This window comes from Candidatus Litorirhabdus singularis (assembly GCF_026262625.1).
Lineage (GTDB): Bacteria > Pseudomonadota > Gammaproteobacteria > Pseudomonadales > Halieaceae > Litorirhabdus > Litorirhabdus singularis.
Genome location: NZ_SHNN01000002.1, coordinates 512407 through 530071, shown reverse-complemented (window position 1 = coordinate 530071; position 17665 = coordinate 512407). Strand labels below are relative to the sequence as shown.

Annotated in this window: 16 protein-coding genes; 12 read left to right on the top strand and 4 right to left on the bottom strand. The window is 55.1% G+C overall.

The window, feature by feature from the left end:
• Positions 1-9: 9 nt before the first annotated feature.
• Complete coding sequence (locus EYC98_RS10735; RefSeq protein ID WP_279245342.1) at positions 10-1083, bottom strand: AraC family transcriptional regulator; 1074 nt, start codon at positions 1081-1083, stop codon at positions 10-12.
• Positions 1084-1087: 4 nt separating this feature from the next.
• The gene (locus EYC98_RS10730; protein ID WP_279245341.1) at positions 1088-2632 is read right to left on the bottom strand and encodes a LysM peptidoglycan-binding domain-containing protein; all 1545 of its coding nucleotides are present in this window, start codon (positions 2630-2632) and stop codon (positions 1088-1090) included.
• A 72-nt stretch (positions 2633-2704) separates the two neighbouring features.
• On the opposite strand from EYC98_RS10730, the gene EYC98_RS10725 reads away from it, so the two are divergent.
• From EYC98_RS10725 to dnaQ, 3 genes are read left to right on the top strand one after another with little or no spacing between them, the layout of a single operon-like run.
• A complete protein-coding gene (locus EYC98_RS10725; RefSeq protein WP_279245340.1) occupies positions 2705-3472 on the top strand; it encodes a class I SAM-dependent methyltransferase in 768 nt (255 codons plus the stop codon).
• Positions 3469-3924 (top strand): ribonuclease HI, encoded by a 456-nt coding sequence (gene rnhA, locus EYC98_RS10720; RefSeq protein ID WP_279245339.1) that lies wholly within the window; start codon positions 3469-3471, stop codon positions 3922-3924. Before EYC98_RS10725 ends, rnhA begins: the two co-directional genes overlap by 4 nt.
• On the top strand, positions 3921-4634 hold the full coding sequence (gene dnaQ, locus EYC98_RS10715; RefSeq protein WP_279245338.1) for a DNA polymerase III subunit epsilon: 714 nt from the start codon (positions 3921-3923) through the stop codon (positions 4632-4634). The genes rnhA and dnaQ overlap by 4 nt, the downstream gene beginning before the upstream one ends.
• A gap of 44 nt (positions 4635-4678) precedes the next feature.
• Here the strand turns inward: dnaQ and nhaB are convergent, their stop codons facing one another.
• The gene (gene nhaB, locus EYC98_RS10710) at positions 4679-6187 is read right to left on the bottom strand and encodes a sodium/proton antiporter NhaB (RefSeq protein WP_279245337.1); all 1509 of its coding nucleotides are present in this window, start codon (positions 6185-6187) and stop codon (positions 4679-4681) included.
• Between the two features lie 139 nt (positions 6188-6326).
• On the opposite strand from nhaB, the gene nudC reads away from it, so the two are divergent.
• The 3 genes from nudC to EYC98_RS10695 are packed head-to-tail and all read left to right on the top strand — an operon-like array spanning position 6327 to position 9453.
• On the top strand, positions 6327-7154 hold the full coding sequence (nudC, locus tag EYC98_RS10705) for an NAD(+) diphosphatase (protein ID WP_279245336.1): 828 nt from the start codon (positions 6327-6329) through the stop codon (positions 7152-7154).
• Between the two features lie 13 nt (positions 7155-7167).
• Complete coding sequence (sohB, locus tag EYC98_RS10700; RefSeq protein WP_279245335.1) at positions 7168-8214, top strand: protease SohB; 1047 nt, start codon at positions 7168-7170, stop codon at positions 8212-8214.
• Between the two features lie 51 nt (positions 8215-8265).
• Positions 8266-9453 (top strand): CaiB/BaiF CoA transferase family protein, encoded by a 1188-nt coding sequence (locus tag EYC98_RS10695; protein ID WP_279245334.1) that lies wholly within the window; start codon positions 8266-8268, stop codon positions 9451-9453.
• 35 nt (positions 9454-9488) lie between these two features.
• On the opposite strand, the gene EYC98_RS10690 is transcribed toward EYC98_RS10695, so the two are convergent.
• Positions 9489-10181 (bottom strand): VOC family protein, encoded by a 693-nt coding sequence (locus EYC98_RS10690; protein WP_279245333.1) that lies wholly within the window; start codon positions 10179-10181, stop codon positions 9489-9491.
• An 83-nt stretch (positions 10182-10264) separates the two neighbouring features.
• On the opposite strand from EYC98_RS10690, the gene EYC98_RS10685 reads away from it, so the two are divergent.
• The 6 genes from EYC98_RS10685 to EYC98_RS10660 all read left to right on the top strand — a co-directional run bounded on the left by EYC98_RS10685 (position 10265) and on the right by EYC98_RS10660 (position 17577).
• A complete protein-coding gene (locus EYC98_RS10685) occupies positions 10265-11368 on the top strand; it encodes an NAD-dependent epimerase/dehydratase family protein (RefSeq protein ID WP_279245332.1) in 1104 nt (367 codons plus the stop codon).
• Positions 11369-11373: 5 nt separating this feature from the next.
• Positions 11374-12762 (top strand): glutamine synthetase family protein, encoded by a 1389-nt coding sequence (locus EYC98_RS10680; protein WP_279245331.1) that lies wholly within the window; start codon positions 11374-11376, stop codon positions 12760-12762.
• 15 nt (positions 12763-12777) lie between these two features.
• The gene (locus EYC98_RS10675; protein WP_279245330.1) at positions 12778-13944 is read left to right on the top strand and encodes an iron-containing alcohol dehydrogenase; all 1167 of its coding nucleotides are present in this window, start codon (positions 12778-12780) and stop codon (positions 13942-13944) included.
• A complete protein-coding gene (locus EYC98_RS10670; protein ID WP_279245329.1) occupies positions 13931-14734 on the top strand; it encodes a S1/P1 nuclease in 804 nt (267 codons plus the stop codon). Before EYC98_RS10675 ends, EYC98_RS10670 begins: the two co-directional genes overlap by 14 nt.
• Positions 14735-14840: 106 nt before the next feature.
• Positions 14841-16169 (top strand): hypothetical protein, encoded by a 1329-nt coding sequence (locus EYC98_RS10665; protein ID WP_279245328.1) that lies wholly within the window; start codon positions 14841-14843, stop codon positions 16167-16169.
• 286 nt (positions 16170-16455) lie between these two features.
• The gene (locus EYC98_RS10660) at positions 16456-17577 is read left to right on the top strand and encodes a right-handed parallel beta-helix repeat-containing protein (protein ID WP_279245327.1); all 1122 of its coding nucleotides are present in this window, start codon (positions 16456-16458) and stop codon (positions 17575-17577) included.
• The last annotated feature ends 88 nt before the right edge of the window (positions 17578-17665 follow it).

Below are 17665 nucleotides of genomic sequence, written 5' to 3'. Positions count from 1 at the left end.
AGCAGCGCATCATGTGTAAAGCGACTGTCTGTATTCACCCGGCGTTAACCCGGTCCACTTTTTGAAGGAACGATGAAAGGCGCTGGGCTCATCAAAACCCAGTAGTACCGCCACGGCATTGATTTTCAGTTCCGGGCGGTTCAGTAAACGGGTGGCGGCGTCGCAGCGCGTACGATCCTTGAATTCCTGATACGTCGTGCCCACTTCGTTCAGACGCCGGCGCAAAGTGCGCACCGACATATGCAAGCGCTCGGCCATATCCACCACGCTGGGAAAGTCGCGGCTCAGGTCGATACCCACTACGCGCCGCATTTGCGCAACAATGCCTTCGTCGCTTTCGACCTCGCTGTTGGCCAGTAAGTGAAAAGGCGCGTTGCGCAGAAATGCTTTTAGCGACTCTTCGTCGTGCATCAGAGGCGCCTGCAGGTAGCTGGCATCGAAGACAAAACCATTGTGCTCGCTGTCAAACAACAACGGACAATCAAAAATTCGTGCCAGGTAGCCGGGGTCGGCCGGTTCAGGTAATTGGATATGAACCTCGTGGAGATCGATACTGGTACCGATCAGCCAACTGCTGAAGCGTCGCCAAACCGCCATGGTGTGCGCAATCGAATACCAGGCTAATTCCGTGTTCTGAGCGGCAAATTCGGACGCGTCTGGCATGATATGCAGAACCCGTCCATCTTCGAGATAGCGCAAGGGTTCTCTATTCACTGCAGGTAAACCCGCCAATTGGCGACAAAATGTCTGAAACTCATCGGCTCTCAGGAACGCGTTCTCAAGCGTGCCGCAGTGAATGACGTAGAGTGCCAGCATCCGAAAAGAACCGCTGGGTGTCGGCTGCCGCATGCTGATGCCCAGCGACTCATCCTGCAGTAGCGACATAAGATGGGTATAGACGCGGTTGTAGGTCGCCGCCGCAACCGGCGTATTAGCGTCGCTCGTAGCCTCCATCAGCGTGGGGGGCAGCCCCAGCCGACTAATAATCGTGTCAGTATCGTAGCCTTGCTCACCGGCGGCACGTAACAGGGTGCGCAAGTACTTCAATGGCACCGTATCGGTGCCGTCCACTGCAATCGGCATAGGCTCAGCCACCGCGGACATCTACATACAGGGTGAGCACCTGTCCTGGATGAATGTATTTCTTGCCTTGCAGGCTGCTATTCCAGCCAATGATGTCCTCAATGGTGAGATCAAACTTGTCGGCTATCAGGGCCAGGGAGTCGCCATTGCGGACGCGGTAGCCTAGCTTGCGCATCATCGGTTCTCGACTGAGCGGGCCGATAAGCGCGACTGGCTCGGCCGCGGTCTGCGCCTCAGGCGCGACGCCACGAATGACCAGCTTCTGGCCCGGTCGAATCGGATCGCGAACGGCCAGTCCATTCCACTGTGCCAGTTGTCGTGAGGTAACACCGTACTCGTTGGCAATACTCCAGAAGCTATCACCCGCTTGTACCTTATAATTCAGGCGTACCTCTTCATCGCCGCCGTTCTGGCGCCGCTGGGTGCGCTGCTGTGCGCTGAGCGCATAAGTGCTGGGTGGTTCGCTGGCAGTGGGGATTAGCAGAACATCGCCGGCTCGAATCTGGTTACCCTTGATGCCATTCACTTCGCGAATGACATCAGAGCCGGTATTAAAGCGTCGTGCAATAACCGACAGGGAATCACCACTTCGAATGATGTAGCGCTGCCAGGATATGCGCTCTGCCGCAGGCATTGATTCCAAACCGGCGTTAAAGTTGGCCAAGGCTGCAATTGGCAGTAGCAACTCGTGGGGACCATCGGGGGCCGTTGCCCAGCGGTTAAAGCCCGGGTTGAGCAGGTATAGTGCTTCTATGTCTAGCCCCGACAGATCAGCAGCCTGGGCAAGGTCTATCTGCCCTCCGGTAGGTGCAATGCCAAAGTAGGGTGTATCTGATACCGGTGTGAGTGCGATACCAAAACGGTCAGGCTCCGCAAAAATCTGCGACAGTGCCAGCAGACGAGGTACATAGCTACGTGTCTCAGCTGGCAGTTTGAGTGACCAGAAATCAGTCGGGCGGTCGCGCTTTCGGTTGGCGCGAATAGAGTCATTAACGCGGCGCTTACCGGCATTGTAAGAGGCCAGGGCCTTAAGCCAGTCGCCGTCAAAGGCTGCCGATAGCTTTTCAAGATAGTCCAGCGCGCCAGCAGTAGAGGCCCTTAGATCACGCCTGCCGTCGTACCACCAATCCTGAGTCAGCCCGAGTTCTTCACCGGTACCCGGGATAATTTGCCAGATCCCGGCGGCGCGGCCGTGTGAATAGGCAAACGGGTCATACGCGCTTTCCATTATTGGGAGCAGCGCCAGCTCCATCGGCATACCGCGCGCCTCTACCTGTTCCACCACATAAAAGAGATAGCGCTGTGCACGACGGCTGACCCGCAGCATGTAATCCGGGTTGCGTTCGTACCAGTTACGCTCGACTTCAATGCGCTCATGTTCAAGGTGATTTAGCTGTAGGCCGGCTCGCAGACGCTGCCAAAGATCGCGCTGGGCTGCTGCGGTTGCCGCATCGGTCTCTGGCTGGGCTAGAGCTAAGGTGCCTGATCCCACTAATAAAGCCGCACAGATAGCTTTAACAGTGATACCCAAGCTATTGATATTTAACATATATAAAATAAATCATCCTAAAAAAAGAATTTGCCGACCAGCGGCTTTTTAGATGCGGTAAGATGGCGCCTTATGATGTCTAATTCTAGCGATATTTGTGCCGAACTGGAATGCTGGTTTGCAAGACCCGGTGGTCAGCACCTACTGGAGCACGAGCGCCAACTGGTTAATCAGATGCTGCAAAAAGTGTTTGGATATCATCTTTTACAGTTGGGCATCACTCGTAACACGCCGCTGGCCGCGCCCAATACACTCAATCATACGATCTATGCCTGTCACCAGTCTGGCGCGGATATTGGTCTGTTGACTGACCAGCAGGCGCTGCCATTTCCCTGCGACAGTATTGACGCCATCGTTTTACACCATGCGCTGGAGTTTGCCGAGAACCCGCATCAGTTACTGCGCGAGGTGCATCGCGTGTTATCACCGCAAGGACACCTGATTGTGCTGGGTGTGAACCCCTACAGCGGGTTTGGCTTGAGCACCACGCTGCGTGGCCTGCACCCCGACAGTTTATGGCATCACCTACACGGTTTAAGCAGCCATCGACTGCGTGACTGGCTCCACCTGCTGGGTAGTGAAGTGCTGTCATCCAGCTATACCTACGCGTTTCCGCCCGTGGGTGGCGGGCGCCTGCTGAGTACCAGCAAGCGCATTGATAGTTTTTTACACCGGCACCAGTGGCCGCTGGGCGGCGTCTATGCGCTGCATGCACAGAAGAAAGTCATACCTTATACGCCGATACGTAAGCCATGGCAGAGCAGACTGAGTACTGGTTTGTTCGGACTTGGCGTTAACAAACCGGTCCCCAGTCCCCGCAACACAGATCACGCTGCATGAAACCAAAAGATAGCACTAGCGACAAAACCGTAGAATTGTTTACCGACGGCGCTTGTCGCGGCAACCCCGGGCCCGGAGGTTGGGGTGCTTTGCTGCGCTATAAAGGCAAGGAGAAGGAACTCTATGGCGGTGCCGCAGACACCACCAATAACCGCATGGAATTAATGGCAGCGATTGAGGGACTGCGCGCGATCACGCAGGGCTGTCGCGTTGATTTGACCACGGACTCACAGTACGTGCGCAAAGGTATTACCGAATGGATAGAGAACTGGAAGCTCAGAGGTTGGAAAACCGCCGCGCGCAAGCCAGTCAAGAATGCCGACTTGTGGCGGGCTCTGGAAGAGCAGAGCCAGCGTCATGAGGTCAAGTGGCACTGGGTCAAAGGTCATAGTGGCCACCGGGAGAACGAAATAGCAGACCAATTAGCAAATCGCGGGATTGACGAATTATGAGACAGATTGTCCTTGATACTGAGACCACTGGACTGGAAACCAGCCAGGGTCACCGCATTATTGAAATCGGCTGTGTAGAGCTGATTAACCGTAAACTCACCGGAGAGCACTACCATCAATACGTCAATCCGCAGCGAGACATCGACGCTGGCGCGATAGAAGTGCACGGCATTACCAATGAGTTTCTGGCCGATAAACCGGTGTTCGAGAAAATTGCCGCAGACTTTTTGGCTTACGTTGATGGCGCAGAATTGATTATTCACAATGCGCCTTTCGATGTGGGCTTTATTGACAGCGAATTCAAACAACTAAAGAGTCAGCTGCAACCGATCGAAACCCATTGCAGCATCATTGATACGCTGAAGATGGCGCGCCAGAAGCACCCTGGACAACGTAATAGTCTGGATGCTCTATGCCAGCGTTACATGGTAGATAATTCTCAGCGTGACCTGCACGGTGCGTTGTTGGATGCAGAGATATTGGCGGATGTTTATCTGCTGATGACGGGCGGGCAGGTTACCTTTCAGCTTGGTGCGGGCGAAACTGGCGCCGACGGGGAAAATAACCAGACAGGGATTCGGCGCTTGCCTGCTGAACGTCGTCCACTGCGTGTGATACGCGCCAGCGCTGATGAGTTAGCGGCACATGAAAGTAGTCTGGACAGCATCGCCGGGGCCAGCGGTGATGACGTACTCTGGCGTAGCCAATAGGCTGTAGCGCAGACTTTATTCTGCCAATGACTGCGAGCCTGCAGTCAGAGCAAGAAGTACACGGACAGCAGGGCAGTAAGGCTCATGGTGATGGTGTAAGGCAGCGCCATAATAACCATGCGCCCGTAGGACAGACGAATAAGCGGCGCCAGCGCCGATGTCAGCAGAAACAGGAAGGCAGCCTGACCATTGGGTGTAGCCACGCTAGGCAAGTTAGTGCCCGTATTGATGGCAATGGCCATAATGTCAAACTCCTCACGGGTAATGGAACCCGCCAACAAGGCTTCGTGCACCTCTGTGATATAAACCGTGGCGACAAACACATTATCGCTAATCATGGACAGAGCACCATTGGCAATAAACAGCGCCGCGTAGCGGAAACTGCCTTCTATGCCCAACACGTAGTTGATGACGGGGCTGAACAAATGCTGCTCGTGAATTACCGCGACCACCGAGAAGAACACGACCAATAGTGCGGTGAACGGCAGCGCCTCTTCAAACGCCTTACCAATCTGGTGTTCTTCAATAATGCCGTTAAAAGCCGTCAGCAGAACGATCACCATCAGGCCGATTAAGCCTACAGCAGCCCAGTGACTTGCGAGTGCAACAATCAGTAGCACTGCCACCAAGCCTTGTACGACCAGGCGCATTTTTTCGCGAGTGGTGCGGCGGGCGACCTCATGTAACTGAAACTCCTCTAATACCGCCCGAACCGGGTCTGGCAACAGGGTGCCGTAGCCGAATTTTCCGGTCGTCTCCAGCAGCCAGCAGGTGGCCAATCCGGCAACCAGCGTTGGCATTGTGACTGGCGCCATGAGCATGAAAAAGGTAACGAAATCCCAGCCAGCGATGGTTGCTATAAGCAGGTTTTGCGGCTCGCCTACGAGGGTGCAGACGCCACCCAGAGCCGTGCCGACTGCGCCGTGCATAACCAGACTGCGCAGGAAGTCGCGAAACGTATCCAGATCACTGCGATGAAATTCAATAACCTGGCTGTCTTCGGCGTGATCATGACCTTCGTCATGGGTGACTTTTTTGCCCGAGGCTACTTTGTGGTAGACCGAGTAAAAGCCAACGCTGACGGCAATCAGGACGGCGGTGACCGTTAAGGCATCAAGAAACGCCGAGAGAAAGGCAGCAGAACCACAGAACAGCAGCGATAGGAGTTTCTTGGAGCGCACGTTGAGGAGAATGCCGGTGAACAAAAATAACAGCAGTTCCTTCATGAAGAAGATACCAGCGACCATAAACATCAGCAGGAGAATGACTTCAAAATTGGCCAGCGTTTCTCCGTAAACCGCCTCGGGGCTGGCCAGACCAATAACGATGGCCTCGATAGCGAGCAATCCTCCCGGTTGCAGGGGGTAGCATTTGAGCGCCAGTGCCAGAGTGAAGATGAATTCCGCGATCAACAGCCAACCGGTGACAAAAGGCCCCATGAGCCACAGCACCAGCGGGTTCAGCAGCAAAAACAGGATGATTGCCTTTTTGTACCAATCTGGCGCGGTGCCAAGGAAATTACGTGCCAGCGAGCCGGCAATAGAGTCAGGCATGGGGATTCTTGGTCCGAGCGACATTGAATGCCGGAAGTTTACGTGATTGGAGGGCTTGTGCGTACCATTGACAGCATCTTTGTTGAGGCCGTGGCATAGAGTACTATAGCGGTCCAGTTTTTTAGAGATACGCAGCCATATGTTCGAACCTGACCATAAAGAGCCCGAGAACGTGGATGATGCGCACTATTTTGTTTTCCACGGCGACAACCTGGTGACCGATAACCGCGCCAGCGACCCCTGTCTGTTGCCGCGCAATGAAATTCGATTTTTGAGCCCGGCGCCGGTGCGCCAGCAATTTCTGGGTTACTGGCACGGCAAGCCCTGTTATGCCCGCGAGCTTGATCACAACACACCACTGGGTGTGGACCATTACCAGGCGAGTAATCTGTACAGCATACTCGGCAGGGTCTCTGACGAGATGTTCGCCCTGGCGGGTCGTGCCCAGCAAATGCTGGCCTGGGAGCGCGACAATCGTTTCTGCGGCCGTTGCGGGGAGAATATGGGCAGCCACGAGTCAGATCGGGCCAAGGTCTGTAAGCCTTGTCGCAGCATAATCTATCCGCGTATTTCACCCTGCATTATCGTGCTTATTACGCGGGGCCCTGACATGCTGTTGGCTCGCAATGCCAACTTTCCCATCGAAATGTTTTCAACCTTAGCCGGCTTTATCGAGGCGGGGGAAACTGTAGAGGAGTGCCTGGTCCGTGAAGTGAAAGAAGAAGTTGGCGTTGACGTCACCAACATCCGCTACTTCAATTCTCAGTCCTGGCCATTTCCCAACCAACTGATGTTGGGCTTTTTCGCCGAATATGATGGCGGTGAAATTGTTTGCGAAGACGAAGAAATAGCGGAAGCACACTGGTTTAGCCCGGATAAGTTACCGACAATACCACCGGTACATTCCATATCCGGACAACTGATCCGCCATCATATCGACAATCAAGCGGCCACTGGCCGCAGCTAAAGAGGACACACTTTTGGAATTTTTGTACGAATACGGACTATTTCTGGCACAGGCAGTTACCCTGGTCGTCGCAATTTTGCTGGTAGCGGGCGGCGTTTTTGCGCTTGGCAGCAGGCAGCGCCACGAACCCGAGGGCCATATTGAAATTCGCAAGCTGAATGACCGCTACAAGGACATTCAGGATGCGCTGCAGGCTGAAGTGTTTGGTGATGAGATTGCCAAGCAAAAGCACAAGGAAGAAAAAAAGGCAGCCAAGAAAGAAGCCAAGCAGTTGAAGAAAGCCGGCTCTACAGCCAGCAACGATAAGCTGCGACTTTACATTTTGAACTTCGACGGTGATATTCGCGCCTCGGCTACGGATAACCTGCGTGAGGAGATCAGCGCAGTGCTTGGCTTGGCTCGCAATGGTGATGAAGTATTAGTGCGGCTCGAAAGTGGTGGTGGCATGGTGCACAGCTATGGCCTGGCTTCCAGTCAGCTGAAACGAATTGCGGACGCCGGCATCAAGCTCACCGTTTCGGTCGACAAGGTCGCCGCCAGCGGCGGTTATATGATGGCTTGCGTTGGCAACCACATACTCGCAGCGCCATTTGCCATTATCGGCTCCATTGGCGTGTTGGCTCAACTGCCGAATTTTCACCGTTTGCTGAAGAAAGCGAATGTTGATTACGAACAGCTGACCGCCGGTGAGTACAAGCGAACCTTGACCATGTTTGGTGAAAACACCGATGCTCATCGCGAGAAACTGCAGGAAGAGCTTGAAGACACTCACGTGCTGTTTAAGCAGTTTGTTGGAGAAAATCGCACCTCGCTGGACATTGACTCGGTCGCCACCGGCGAAGTCTGGTATGGACAGCAGGCTATCGATAAAGGCCTGGTGGATGAACTGATGACCAGCGACACTTATATTCAGGGCGCGCTCGCGGAACGGGATGTTTTTGAAATTCGACACATTCTGAAGAAGGGCTGGCAGGAGAAGCTGGGCATGGCAGCAGAAGGCTCGGTAGAGCGCGCCTTAATGAAAGTCTGGCAGCTGTCGGTGCAACGCTTTAACTTGTAATACCCCGTTTACCGCTGCTTGGATACACGCTAATTGAGGGAGTGAATAGCTATGAGTGGACCGTTAAGCGGTGTCAAGATCCTCGATCTGGGCACCATGATTGCTGGACCAATGGCCGCGACCGTACTCAGCGACCAGGGAGCCGATGTCATCAAGGTGGAAACCCCGGGTGTGGGCGACGTGATGCGTTATCTTGGCGCCAGCTGTGAGGGTGTTACCGGCTTGTACCACAACACCAACCGCGGCAAGCGCTCGCTGGCGTTGGACCTGAAGAGCGCCGAGGGCGTTGCGTTACTCAAAGAACTGGCCGCGGATGCCGACATAGTGCTGCAAAATTTTCGTCCAGGCGTCGCCGATAGACTGGGCGTTGGTTACGCGGACCTGTGTGAGGTTAATCCTGAGCTTATCTATATGTCGGTGTGTGGGTTCGGCGATCGTGGACCCTACCGGGATAAAGCCGCCTACGACAATGTTATACAGGCGTTCGGCGGTGTCGCGCAGAGTCAGGCGAACCCTGAAAGCGGTGTGCCCACCGGTTATTACCAGCTTTTTTCCGACAAGCTGACGGCGCTGACCGGGAGTCAGGCTTTGACCGCGGCGCTGTTTGCCCGCGAGCGCGGGCAGGGCGGGCAGCATATTCGTCTGTCTATGGTCGATGCGGTCAGCAGCTTTTTATGGTGCGATGTTTCTGGCACTGATACCTTCGCTAACCCCAACGCGCAGGATGGTATCAGCGTGGCCAAAGGTCTGAAGTTGCTGCAGTTCAGTGACGGTTATGGAACCGCCGCCCCGGTTACCGACAGCCAGTTTATGGGCTATTGCCGAGTGTTTGGAGTCAACGATCTGGACCCCAAATTTGCCACTGTGATGGGCCGTAACCAACATGGCGTGGAGTTGCTGGAAGCGATGGCGGTAGTAGAGCCCCGCGCCCTGGCCATGACGACAGATGCCGCGATTGCCGCGCTGGACGCAGAAGATGTTCCCTGTGCGCGAGCCATGCACCTGGGCGAGTTGCCGCAGCATGAACAAATGATTGCCAATAACAGCTTTGCGGAGGTGACTCATCCGCAAGCCGGCATTGTGATTGAGCCTAATAATCCGCCCAACTTTGAAGGCACGCCATCACCGCCGCTGCGCACCATGGCTGCGATTGGCGAGCATACCGATGAAATCCTGGCGACCCTTGGCAAGACCCCCGAGCAAATCAAGCAGTGGCGCGAGGGCGGCGTAGTCGGATAATAAGGTGGGGTAAGGCCGTCTTAAACCCGCTGCCGCTAAGCTGCGGGATGCTCAAGCAGTAACGTAGGCAAACCCAGGCAATGGGACTTTACGGTGGCGACCCGGGTACCGGGTTTACGGCCGGCACGTAACTCCGAGTGGCTGGCGCCTGCGCTGTCGAGGGCCTCCAGCGTATGCTCCAGGTCTTGGCTGATAAAGGTAATTCCCCAAAAGTGATCAGTGGATGCCGGGGCCTTGTCATTTTGAATAATCTCCAGCGTCAACTTGCCGCAGCGGAAAAACACCATGCGGCCGCCCCATTCAGGTTTATGCTGGTCCAACGCCAGTCGCAGCCCCAAGCCCTGCTCGCCGAACAGCTCTATGCAGGCATCGGCGTCGCCGGTTTGCAGCACCACGTGATCAACTGCAGTTAACCCGGTGCTGGTGGCACCTGCGGGCTCTGCCTTGTTAGCAGCGGCGACCCGCTCCAGGCACAACCCCCGGGTAATACCCGCATCCAACGACTGCGGCGCAGTGGACGCGCTGAGACTGTCATCCAGCATCGTCAAACCGATAATCTTTGCTTGCGTGAGCTGCGCGTCCAGGCGCAGCTCCAGGCTTATGTTAGCGAGATCCAGCCGCGCCGTGTCTGCGGTCAGGGCGAGCTCTCCGGTCACGGCACCGAGTTCTCGGGCGGCGGCTTGCAGGTCGGGAACGCCAATAACGATACTGTCAAAACCGGTGATCATAAGGACTGCCTGAAAGGATAGGTAAAGGATGATTGCAAAGCGCAGACGACAGTGCAAAGATTTCCTCAACTGAGGGGGATGATTTGCACGCATTAGTAGTAGGGGGCACTGGCCCCACAGGACATTTTATCGTTAATGGTTTGCTGGAGCGGGGCTATCAGGTAGCCATACTGCATAGCGGCAATCATGAGATTGACGAAATTCCGGCGCAGGTTGAGCATATCCATACCAATGCCTATGACCCTGATTGTTTGCAGCAGGCGCTGGCTGGTCGTGAGTTTGATGTTTGCGTGGCCACCTACGGCAGGTTACGCGCGGTGGCGGCGACGCTGCAGGGCAGGGTGGAGCGATTTATCTCTGCGGGCGGTGGCCCGGCCTATCTGGGATACATGAACCCCTTTGCGTTTGACCCGGCCGGTGTGCCGGTGCCGATACGCGAAGATGCCCCCAAGGTGCTGCGCGAAGAAGATGACTCGAAGGGCTTTCGTATTCGGCGCACCGAAAAAACCCTGTTTGAATTGCAGCCGCAGGCGACCCATTTCCGCTATCCCTATGTCTATGGCCCCTACCAGCTGGCGCCCAGGGAATGGATGGTGGTACGCAGGATCCGCGATCAGCGGCCGCACATTATTATTCCCGACGGCGGACTCACGCTGCAGAGCTTTGGCTACGCCGAGAATATTGCCCATGCGCTGCTGTTGGCGGTTGATCAACCGGCGGCCTGTGAGGGCAAGATTTATAACGTGGCCGATGAGCAGGTGTTAACCGTGCGGCAGGTGGTGGAGATCATTGCTACCGAGCTAAAGCACGATTGGGACGTGATCAATATGCCCTATGAGCTGGCTCCCTGCGCGCGGCCCTTTATGGCGCAGCCGCTGTCTACGCACCGGGTGCAGGATATTGCAGCTCTGCGGGCAGATCTGGGTTACCGCGATAAGGTTGCGCCAGCAGAGGCACTGGCGCGCACGGCACACTGGCTATTGGCCAACCAGCCTGACGCAGGCGGCATCGAGGAGCAGGTTCTGCAGGACCCGTTCGATTACGCGGCTGAAGATGAACTGGTAAAACGTTGGCGCAAGCTGGTGGATGAGTTTGGTAGCGTAGAGTTTGAGAATGCACCGGGATTTGGGATGGCCTACAGTGGACCCGGTGGCCGGGCCCGCAGTCAGGTCGAGTTCAAGGAGTAGTCAGCATGACAACAACAATGCGCGCGCAGGATGTAGTCACCCTGGCGGATGCTCGCAAGCTGGTTGAGCAGCGTCAGCTGAGTCATATTAAAGTTGCGGTAACCGATATCGATGGTGTGTTGCGCGGCAAGTATATGAGTCGCGAGAAGTTTTTTTCGGCGCTGGATAACGGTTTTGGATTTTGCGACGTGGTGCTGGGCTGGGATAGCAATGATCAGCTTTATGAAAACCCCGGCGTGGCGTTTACCGGTTGGCACACCGGCTACCCGGATGCTCCTGTGCGGCTGCAGCCGGAGACCTGCCGCGAGCTGCCGCTGGAAGACAATATGTTGCTGTTTCTGGGTGAGTTTACCGGTGAGGCGGCCGCAATCTGTCCGCGCAATCTGCTGCAACGGGTGCTGCAGCAGGCTGATGATATGGGTTTGGCAGTGCGCTCTGCCTTTGAATACGAATTCTTTTTGTTTAACGAAACTCCTGACTCAGTGCGGGCCAAGGGCTTCCGTAATCTACAGCCGGTGACACCGGGCTTTTACGGATACTCGGTACTGCGCAATTCCACCCACGCCGAGTGGTATAGCGAACTGCTGGCATTGTGCGAGACCATGGACTTCCCGTTGGAAGGCCTGCACACAGAAACCGGCCCCGGTGTGCTGGAAGCCGCCATTACGGTAGACGAGGCGATGGCTTCGGCAGACAAGGCCAATCTGTTCAAAACCTTTACCAAAGTTTGGGCGCAACGCAACGACATGATGGCCACCTTTATGGCCAAGTGGTCCAATGATTATCCGGGGCAGAGTGGTCATATTCATATTTCGTTGACGGACACAGCGAGCGGTAACGCCGCGTTCTATGACGAAACGCAGCCGCATAATATGAGCGCCATGCAGCGCCATTTTGTCGCCGGCCAACAGCAATTGATGCCCGAGCTACTGGCCATGCTGGCGCAAACTGTTAATGCCTTTTCGCGTCTGGTGCCGGGCTTCTGGGCGCCAACCCATGCCACCTGGGGGGTCGAGAATCGCACCACTGCGTTGCGGGTGATTCCGGGCTCCAGTAAGTCGCAGCGGGTGGAATACCGCCTCGGCTCTGCCGATGCCAATCCGTATATCGCACTGGCTGCAGCACTCGGCGCCGGGCTCTATGGTATCAAGCACCAGTTGGAGCCGGAACCGATGATAACCGGCAACGCCTACGAACAAGAGCATTCGGCACAACTGGCGTTACCGGCGACGCTGCACGAGGCAGCGGGGCGGTTGCGCAGTTCCAGTGCCGCTCGGGAGCTCTTTGGCGCGCCCTTTGTCGAGCACTATGCGACGACAAGAGAATGGGAAGAACAAGAATTTCGCAAGCATATTACCGACTGGGAATTACAACGCTACTTTGAAATCATCTAGACAGAGAGAATTTCGGTGACAGAAATACTGCAGGCAAACTGGAATTACCCTACCGCCATTAGCGTGGGCGCAGGGCGGCTGGCTGAGGTTGCGGCGGCTTGCGTTACGCTGGGTATAAACCGGCCGTTATTGGTCACCGACCCGGGGGTTCTTGCATTGCCTTTTGCTCAAACTCTGGTGGCTTTATGTAGCTCCAGCGCTAACGGTGCCGGTGTGTTCAGTGATATCAAGAGTAATCCAACTGCGGCCAGTGTGGAGGCGGGTGCCGCTCAGTTTCGCAGCGGTAAACACGATGGGGTGATTGCGCTTGGCGGGGGTTCGGCCCTCGATTGTGGCAAGACCATAGCTGCACTGGCGCCACAGTCAGGAACGCTCTGGCAGCAACAGGATTCAGACGGCAATTGGTCGGGTTTTGATAAAGTCGCCGCGGCACCGATTATCGCTATACCCACTACGGCCGGTACTGGCTCCGAAGTGGGCCGCGCTGCCGTAGTCACCGACCCTGAAATACAGCTAAAGAAGATTGTCTGGCACCCCGGCATGCTGCCGACTCTGGTAATTCTCGACCCCGAACTCACTGTGGGCCTGCCCGCTGGTCTTACCGCAGCCACCGGCATGGATGCGCTATCACATAATCTCGAAGCCCTGTGTGCACCTGGCTACCATCCTATGGCCGAGGGTATTGGGCTGCAGGGTATGCGCCTGGTCAAAGACAATTTGTTGACGGCGGTAGAGCAGGGCGGTGATTTAACCGCGCGCACCAATATGCTGGTTGCGTCCAGTATGGGGGCTACTGCGTTTCAACGTGGACTGGGCGGTATGCATGCGCTTGCCCACTCGCTAGGCGCTGTTTACGATGCCCATCACGGGGTACTGAATGCGATTCTGATGCCCTATGTGCTCAAGGCAAATGAAGCGGCTATCGGCGATACCATGCATCTCATCGCCAGCAGTCTGGGTCTGCCCGGCACTGGGTTTAGCGCCGTTATGGAGTGGGTGTTGAGCCTGCGGGAGCAAACCGGTATTGCCCATAGTCTGGCGGAGATTGGCATCGTTGACGATGAATCCGCACGCATTGGCGCGATGGCTGCAGTTGACTCAACCGCAGCCACCAACCCGATCTTGCACAGTGCAGATACCTACAGCCGAATTTTTGAACAGGCCTGCCGTGGTCAGCTCTAGTTGGCAGCTCGGCGCGCTGCTGGCCTGCACCATAGGGTTGGTTCTGCTTTGCACAACACCGGCATTAGCCTGGGGCCCTACAGGACACCGCGTTAGCGGTAATCTTGCAGAGCAACATCTGAGCCCGGCGGCGCGCGATGGCATACAGCAAGTGATTGGCAGTGAAAGCCTGGCGCGAGCCTCGACCTGGGCCGATGAAATGCGCAGTAATCCTTCCAACTTCTGGCAAGAAGTTGCCGGCCCCTGGCATTACGTAACCGTGCCTGATGGCAAACTGTATGCTGATGTGGGTGCGCCGCAGCAGGGTGATGCTGTGTCGGCCCTGGCCAGGTTTCGCAATATCTTACTGGACCCCACATCCAGTGTGGCGCAGCGGCAACTGGCGCTGCGTTTCAGCATTCACATAATCGCTGACCTGCACCAGCCTTTTCACGTTGGCAACGGTCTTGACCGCGGCGGCAACAAGATCAAAGTGCGCTTTGAGGGTAAGACTACCAACCTGCATACAGTCTGGGACTCAAAAATGATCAAACTGCAGGAACAGTCCGTTGAGGAATGGACTAACACGCTGCATGCGAGGTTTACGGCCACGCAGGTTAAAGCCTGGTTGAATGCCGACCCTCAGGTCTGGATTGCTGAAAGTGCGACATTACGAAAAGGCCTGTATCCACAACAAACCTCCATTGGTCGTGGCTATACCGACCAGCACGACTCGGTAATGCGTCAGCGTATATTTCAGTCTGGCGTTAGAATTGCCGCCTATCTCAATGATTTATATAAAGAAAAATGAATAGTATTGTTCCGAAATCAGCTGGCGACAGGTGTCGAATAGGCTGTATTATTTAACAGGATGTCAGCCCGCAATAAGGTGGGAGGGCGCAGCTATAGGCATTGCTATGAAGGATTACACTGGCGATTTTAACCCCGACCTGACCCTGCAGGATCTCGATCATGACCTGCTGGCTCAATATGGCCGCGATATTATGTTGGCGAATCATATCCATGATCGCAGCGCACTGCTGCCGGTGGCGCTTAAATTCGGTATCGAGGCGCAGACACAGATTGCCTGCGATGAATGGATGAGCACCAGTCCCATCTACAACTACCGTAATCGACAGTTCCTGAATATAGAGGGCGACGACGTCAGTGTGGCTTTGAAGGGGTTTCAACTCGATATAGGCGCGCCGCACAACTACCTGAATTTTCATTACGAACTGGTATCACCCGGCGAAGGCTACTTCTGGACCAGCACCTGCGGCCCGTTTAATCATGTCTACAAGATGTCTGGTGGCGACGAGGCCATGCAAACTCAAATTTGTCACCACATGGAAGATCCGACATTTGACGCCACCGTGATAGCAGTCAATCCGCAAATGCGCTGCAAGGCATTGTACCGACCGCCTGTGAAAACTTTGCCGGAGAAGGGACCGTGTAAGTGGCAGGTAGTGATTCAGGATGATATTGCCCTGGCCGAAGATTGTCCTTTCTTAACCCATACATCTAACACGCTGGCTGCCCGATTTGAGTTCGACGTTTTGTCATCTGAAGGTGAAGGAATGGATGATTACAGCGGCGATTTTCAGCGTGATTTTTGCCTCGAAAGGCTGACACACGGAACGCTGACCAACCTGTGCAAGGAGTTCATGCTCGACGTATTCCTGCTGAACTATGGCTGTCATAACGCAGTAGCAGAGCGTCATGGCGAAGAACATATTATCGAATTGGCACAGGAGCAGTATCATCATTTGGCGCCTATCACGGTGCACCGTTTGCGCCAGGCGTTCTCTATAACCGGTACGGGTATGGACGCTATTCTCAAGGTATTGCAGCTCAATCCATTCACGCCACATGATTACTTTGACCTGGGCTATGCAAAAACATCCGACACCCGCGGACTGATCTGGCTGAACGATTGCGCGGGATACCGTGAGCCTGTTAAACGCGGGATCGCGAGCCTGATGACCATGGACCCTGAGCAGCCGGGGTTTCATCGAATGGCGCAGGAAGTTAACCCACAGGCTGCTGTCAGCCGCATAGAGCCCGCGGAATTGTCTGCAGTAACTGACGTGGACAACGTGCGGTTAGCCTGGGAGATCATTATTGATCCAGCCGTCGAACCAGCCACACGCAGCGAATGGGCGGATGTCACTGGGCAGGATTTGTGGGACCACGATAATAGGCGGCACGTGTACTTGTATGAACAGTACGACGCGGCGGCAGGATAAATGCGCTCGTACGTGCATAACGTTTGTTCCAGCTGCGGTATTGGTGCCGCAGGACACACACGGGCACTGAATCCAGAGCATAAAGTGATGTACACGGGGTAATGGGCGATAGTGAGTTTAGAGTGTGGCTTTTGGCGTGGATACTGTTATCTATCACTTCACACCCTCAGATATGTATAAGTGCGCATAATGTATATTATGTTAAATAGGGGAAGTGATGACAGTCCGGTCTTACCTTAAACCCCTCAAATGGCTAACCCTTGTGTATTTGGTGGCTGTAGGACTTATGGCGCACGCCCTGGTGCTTGGCGCATGGTTCTCCTACCCCGAGCAAGCCAATAAGGCCTTGCGGCTTGCCGGTGACGCTTGGGAGAAAATGCCCAGCCTAAAGCCTGCAATGAATGTTGAGGCCGCTGCGAAGCTTCCGCTGCACGAAGAAATCTCCAGCAATTTTGCGCCTTGGGCACCGCTGGCCTATGACGGAGATGTTCTCCCTACTGAAATTCGTGTCGGTGACCGAGTCTATGCATCATTGAAGGATGCCGCCAAAGCACTGAAGGACAACGATCTGATGGAAATTGGCGCTGGTGTTTACCGGACCGGATTCGCTGTCAAAGCCAACAATGTAACGATTTTGGGTCGCGGACATGTGGTTATTGAAAAAGCGGCTATTCAGGGTAAGGCCGCCATGGTCATTCAGGGTAATAACACCACCCTGCATAACATTGAGTGCCGCTTTATTACGGTGCGCGACAAAAATGGCGCCTGCGTCAGGCTTTCCGGTTCAGGGTTGGTTCTTGAGCACGTATATTTTCACGACAGCCAACAAGGCGTGCTCACCGGTGGCTCACCGGGTACCGTGCGTATTTACTCCAGCCGGTTCGAACGTCTGGGTAATCGGGGCCGTGCACACGGAATTTACATCGGCGGCGGGAAGCTTATTATTGATCGAAGCCTGTTTCTGGCGGCTAAAAGTGAAGGCCACGAGATCAAGTCGCGCAGCGCCAGCACGCGCATTAGCAATACCGTCATAGCGTCTTTCTCATCACGTAACAGCCGGCTTCTGGATATTTCTAACGGTGGGGTCTTGAGTATCAAACGCTCGGTACTGGCACAGGGCCCTGGCTCTGCCAACGGGGATATGATCGGTTACGGATTAGAGGGCTACAAGTACAAAAGTAATGCGGTGACGCTGCAGGACAATGTGATTCTGCTGGAACGTAACGGTAGAGATGTGCTTTATCATGCGAAACAACCCTCCCCTGCGCTGATCATGACCGCCAACCTGATCATCGGCAGCGACGCTTATACAGGTTCTAACAGTAATCTTTTGTTCGATACCCGGGCACAGGCGGGGCTGCCGGCCTACCCTTTTCTACCTGAGGTCAGCGGGCAAGACGGGAGCTAGCCTAAACAGCGTCGATGACTCAGTCTCTACAGCAGTTTGCCGGCAGGCGATTGCAAGCCTGTTAGTGTCTTATGCCAAAACCCACTGT

Excerpts from the sequence above, each read along its gene's own strand:
- EYC98_RS10690 (WP_279245333.1), bottom strand. The coding sequence starts at position 10,181 with ATGATCACCGGTTTTGACAGTATCGTTATTGGCGTTCCCGACCTGCAA.
- nhaB (WP_279245337.1), bottom strand. The coding sequence starts at position 6,187 with ATGCCTGACTCTATTGCCGGCTCGCTGGCACGTAATTTCCTTGGCACC.
- EYC98_RS10735 (WP_279245342.1), bottom strand. The coding sequence starts at position 1,083 with ATGCCGATTGCAGTGGACGGCACCGATACGGTGCCATTGAAGTACTTG.
- EYC98_RS10695 (WP_279245334.1), top strand. The coding sequence starts at position 8,266 with ATGAGTGGACCGTTAAGCGGTGTCAAGATCCTCGATCTGGGCACCATG.
- nudC (WP_279245336.1), top strand. The coding sequence starts at position 6,327 with ATGTTCGAACCTGACCATAAAGAGCCCGAGAACGTGGATGATGCGCAC.
- EYC98_RS10660 (WP_279245327.1), top strand. The coding sequence starts at position 16,456 with ATGGCGCACGCCCTGGTGCTTGGCGCATGGTTCTCCTACCCCGAGCAA.
- rnhA (WP_279245339.1), top strand. The coding sequence starts at position 3,469 with ATGAAACCAAAAGATAGCACTAGCGACAAAACCGTAGAATTGTTTACC.
- EYC98_RS10725 (WP_279245340.1), top strand. The coding sequence starts at position 2,705 with ATGATGTCTAATTCTAGCGATATTTGTGCCGAACTGGAATGCTGGTTT.
- EYC98_RS10665 (WP_279245328.1), top strand. The coding sequence starts at position 14,841 with ATGAAGGATTACACTGGCGATTTTAACCCCGACCTGACCCTGCAGGAT.
- EYC98_RS10730 (WP_279245341.1), bottom strand. The coding sequence starts at position 2,632 with ATGTTAAATATCAATAGCTTGGGTATCACTGTTAAAGCTATCTGTGCG.
- EYC98_RS10680 (WP_279245331.1), top strand. The coding sequence starts at position 11,374 with ATGACAACAACAATGCGCGCGCAGGATGTAGTCACCCTGGCGGATGCT.
- dnaQ (WP_279245338.1), top strand. The coding sequence starts at position 3,921 with ATGAGACAGATTGTCCTTGATACTGAGACCACTGGACTGGAAACCAGC.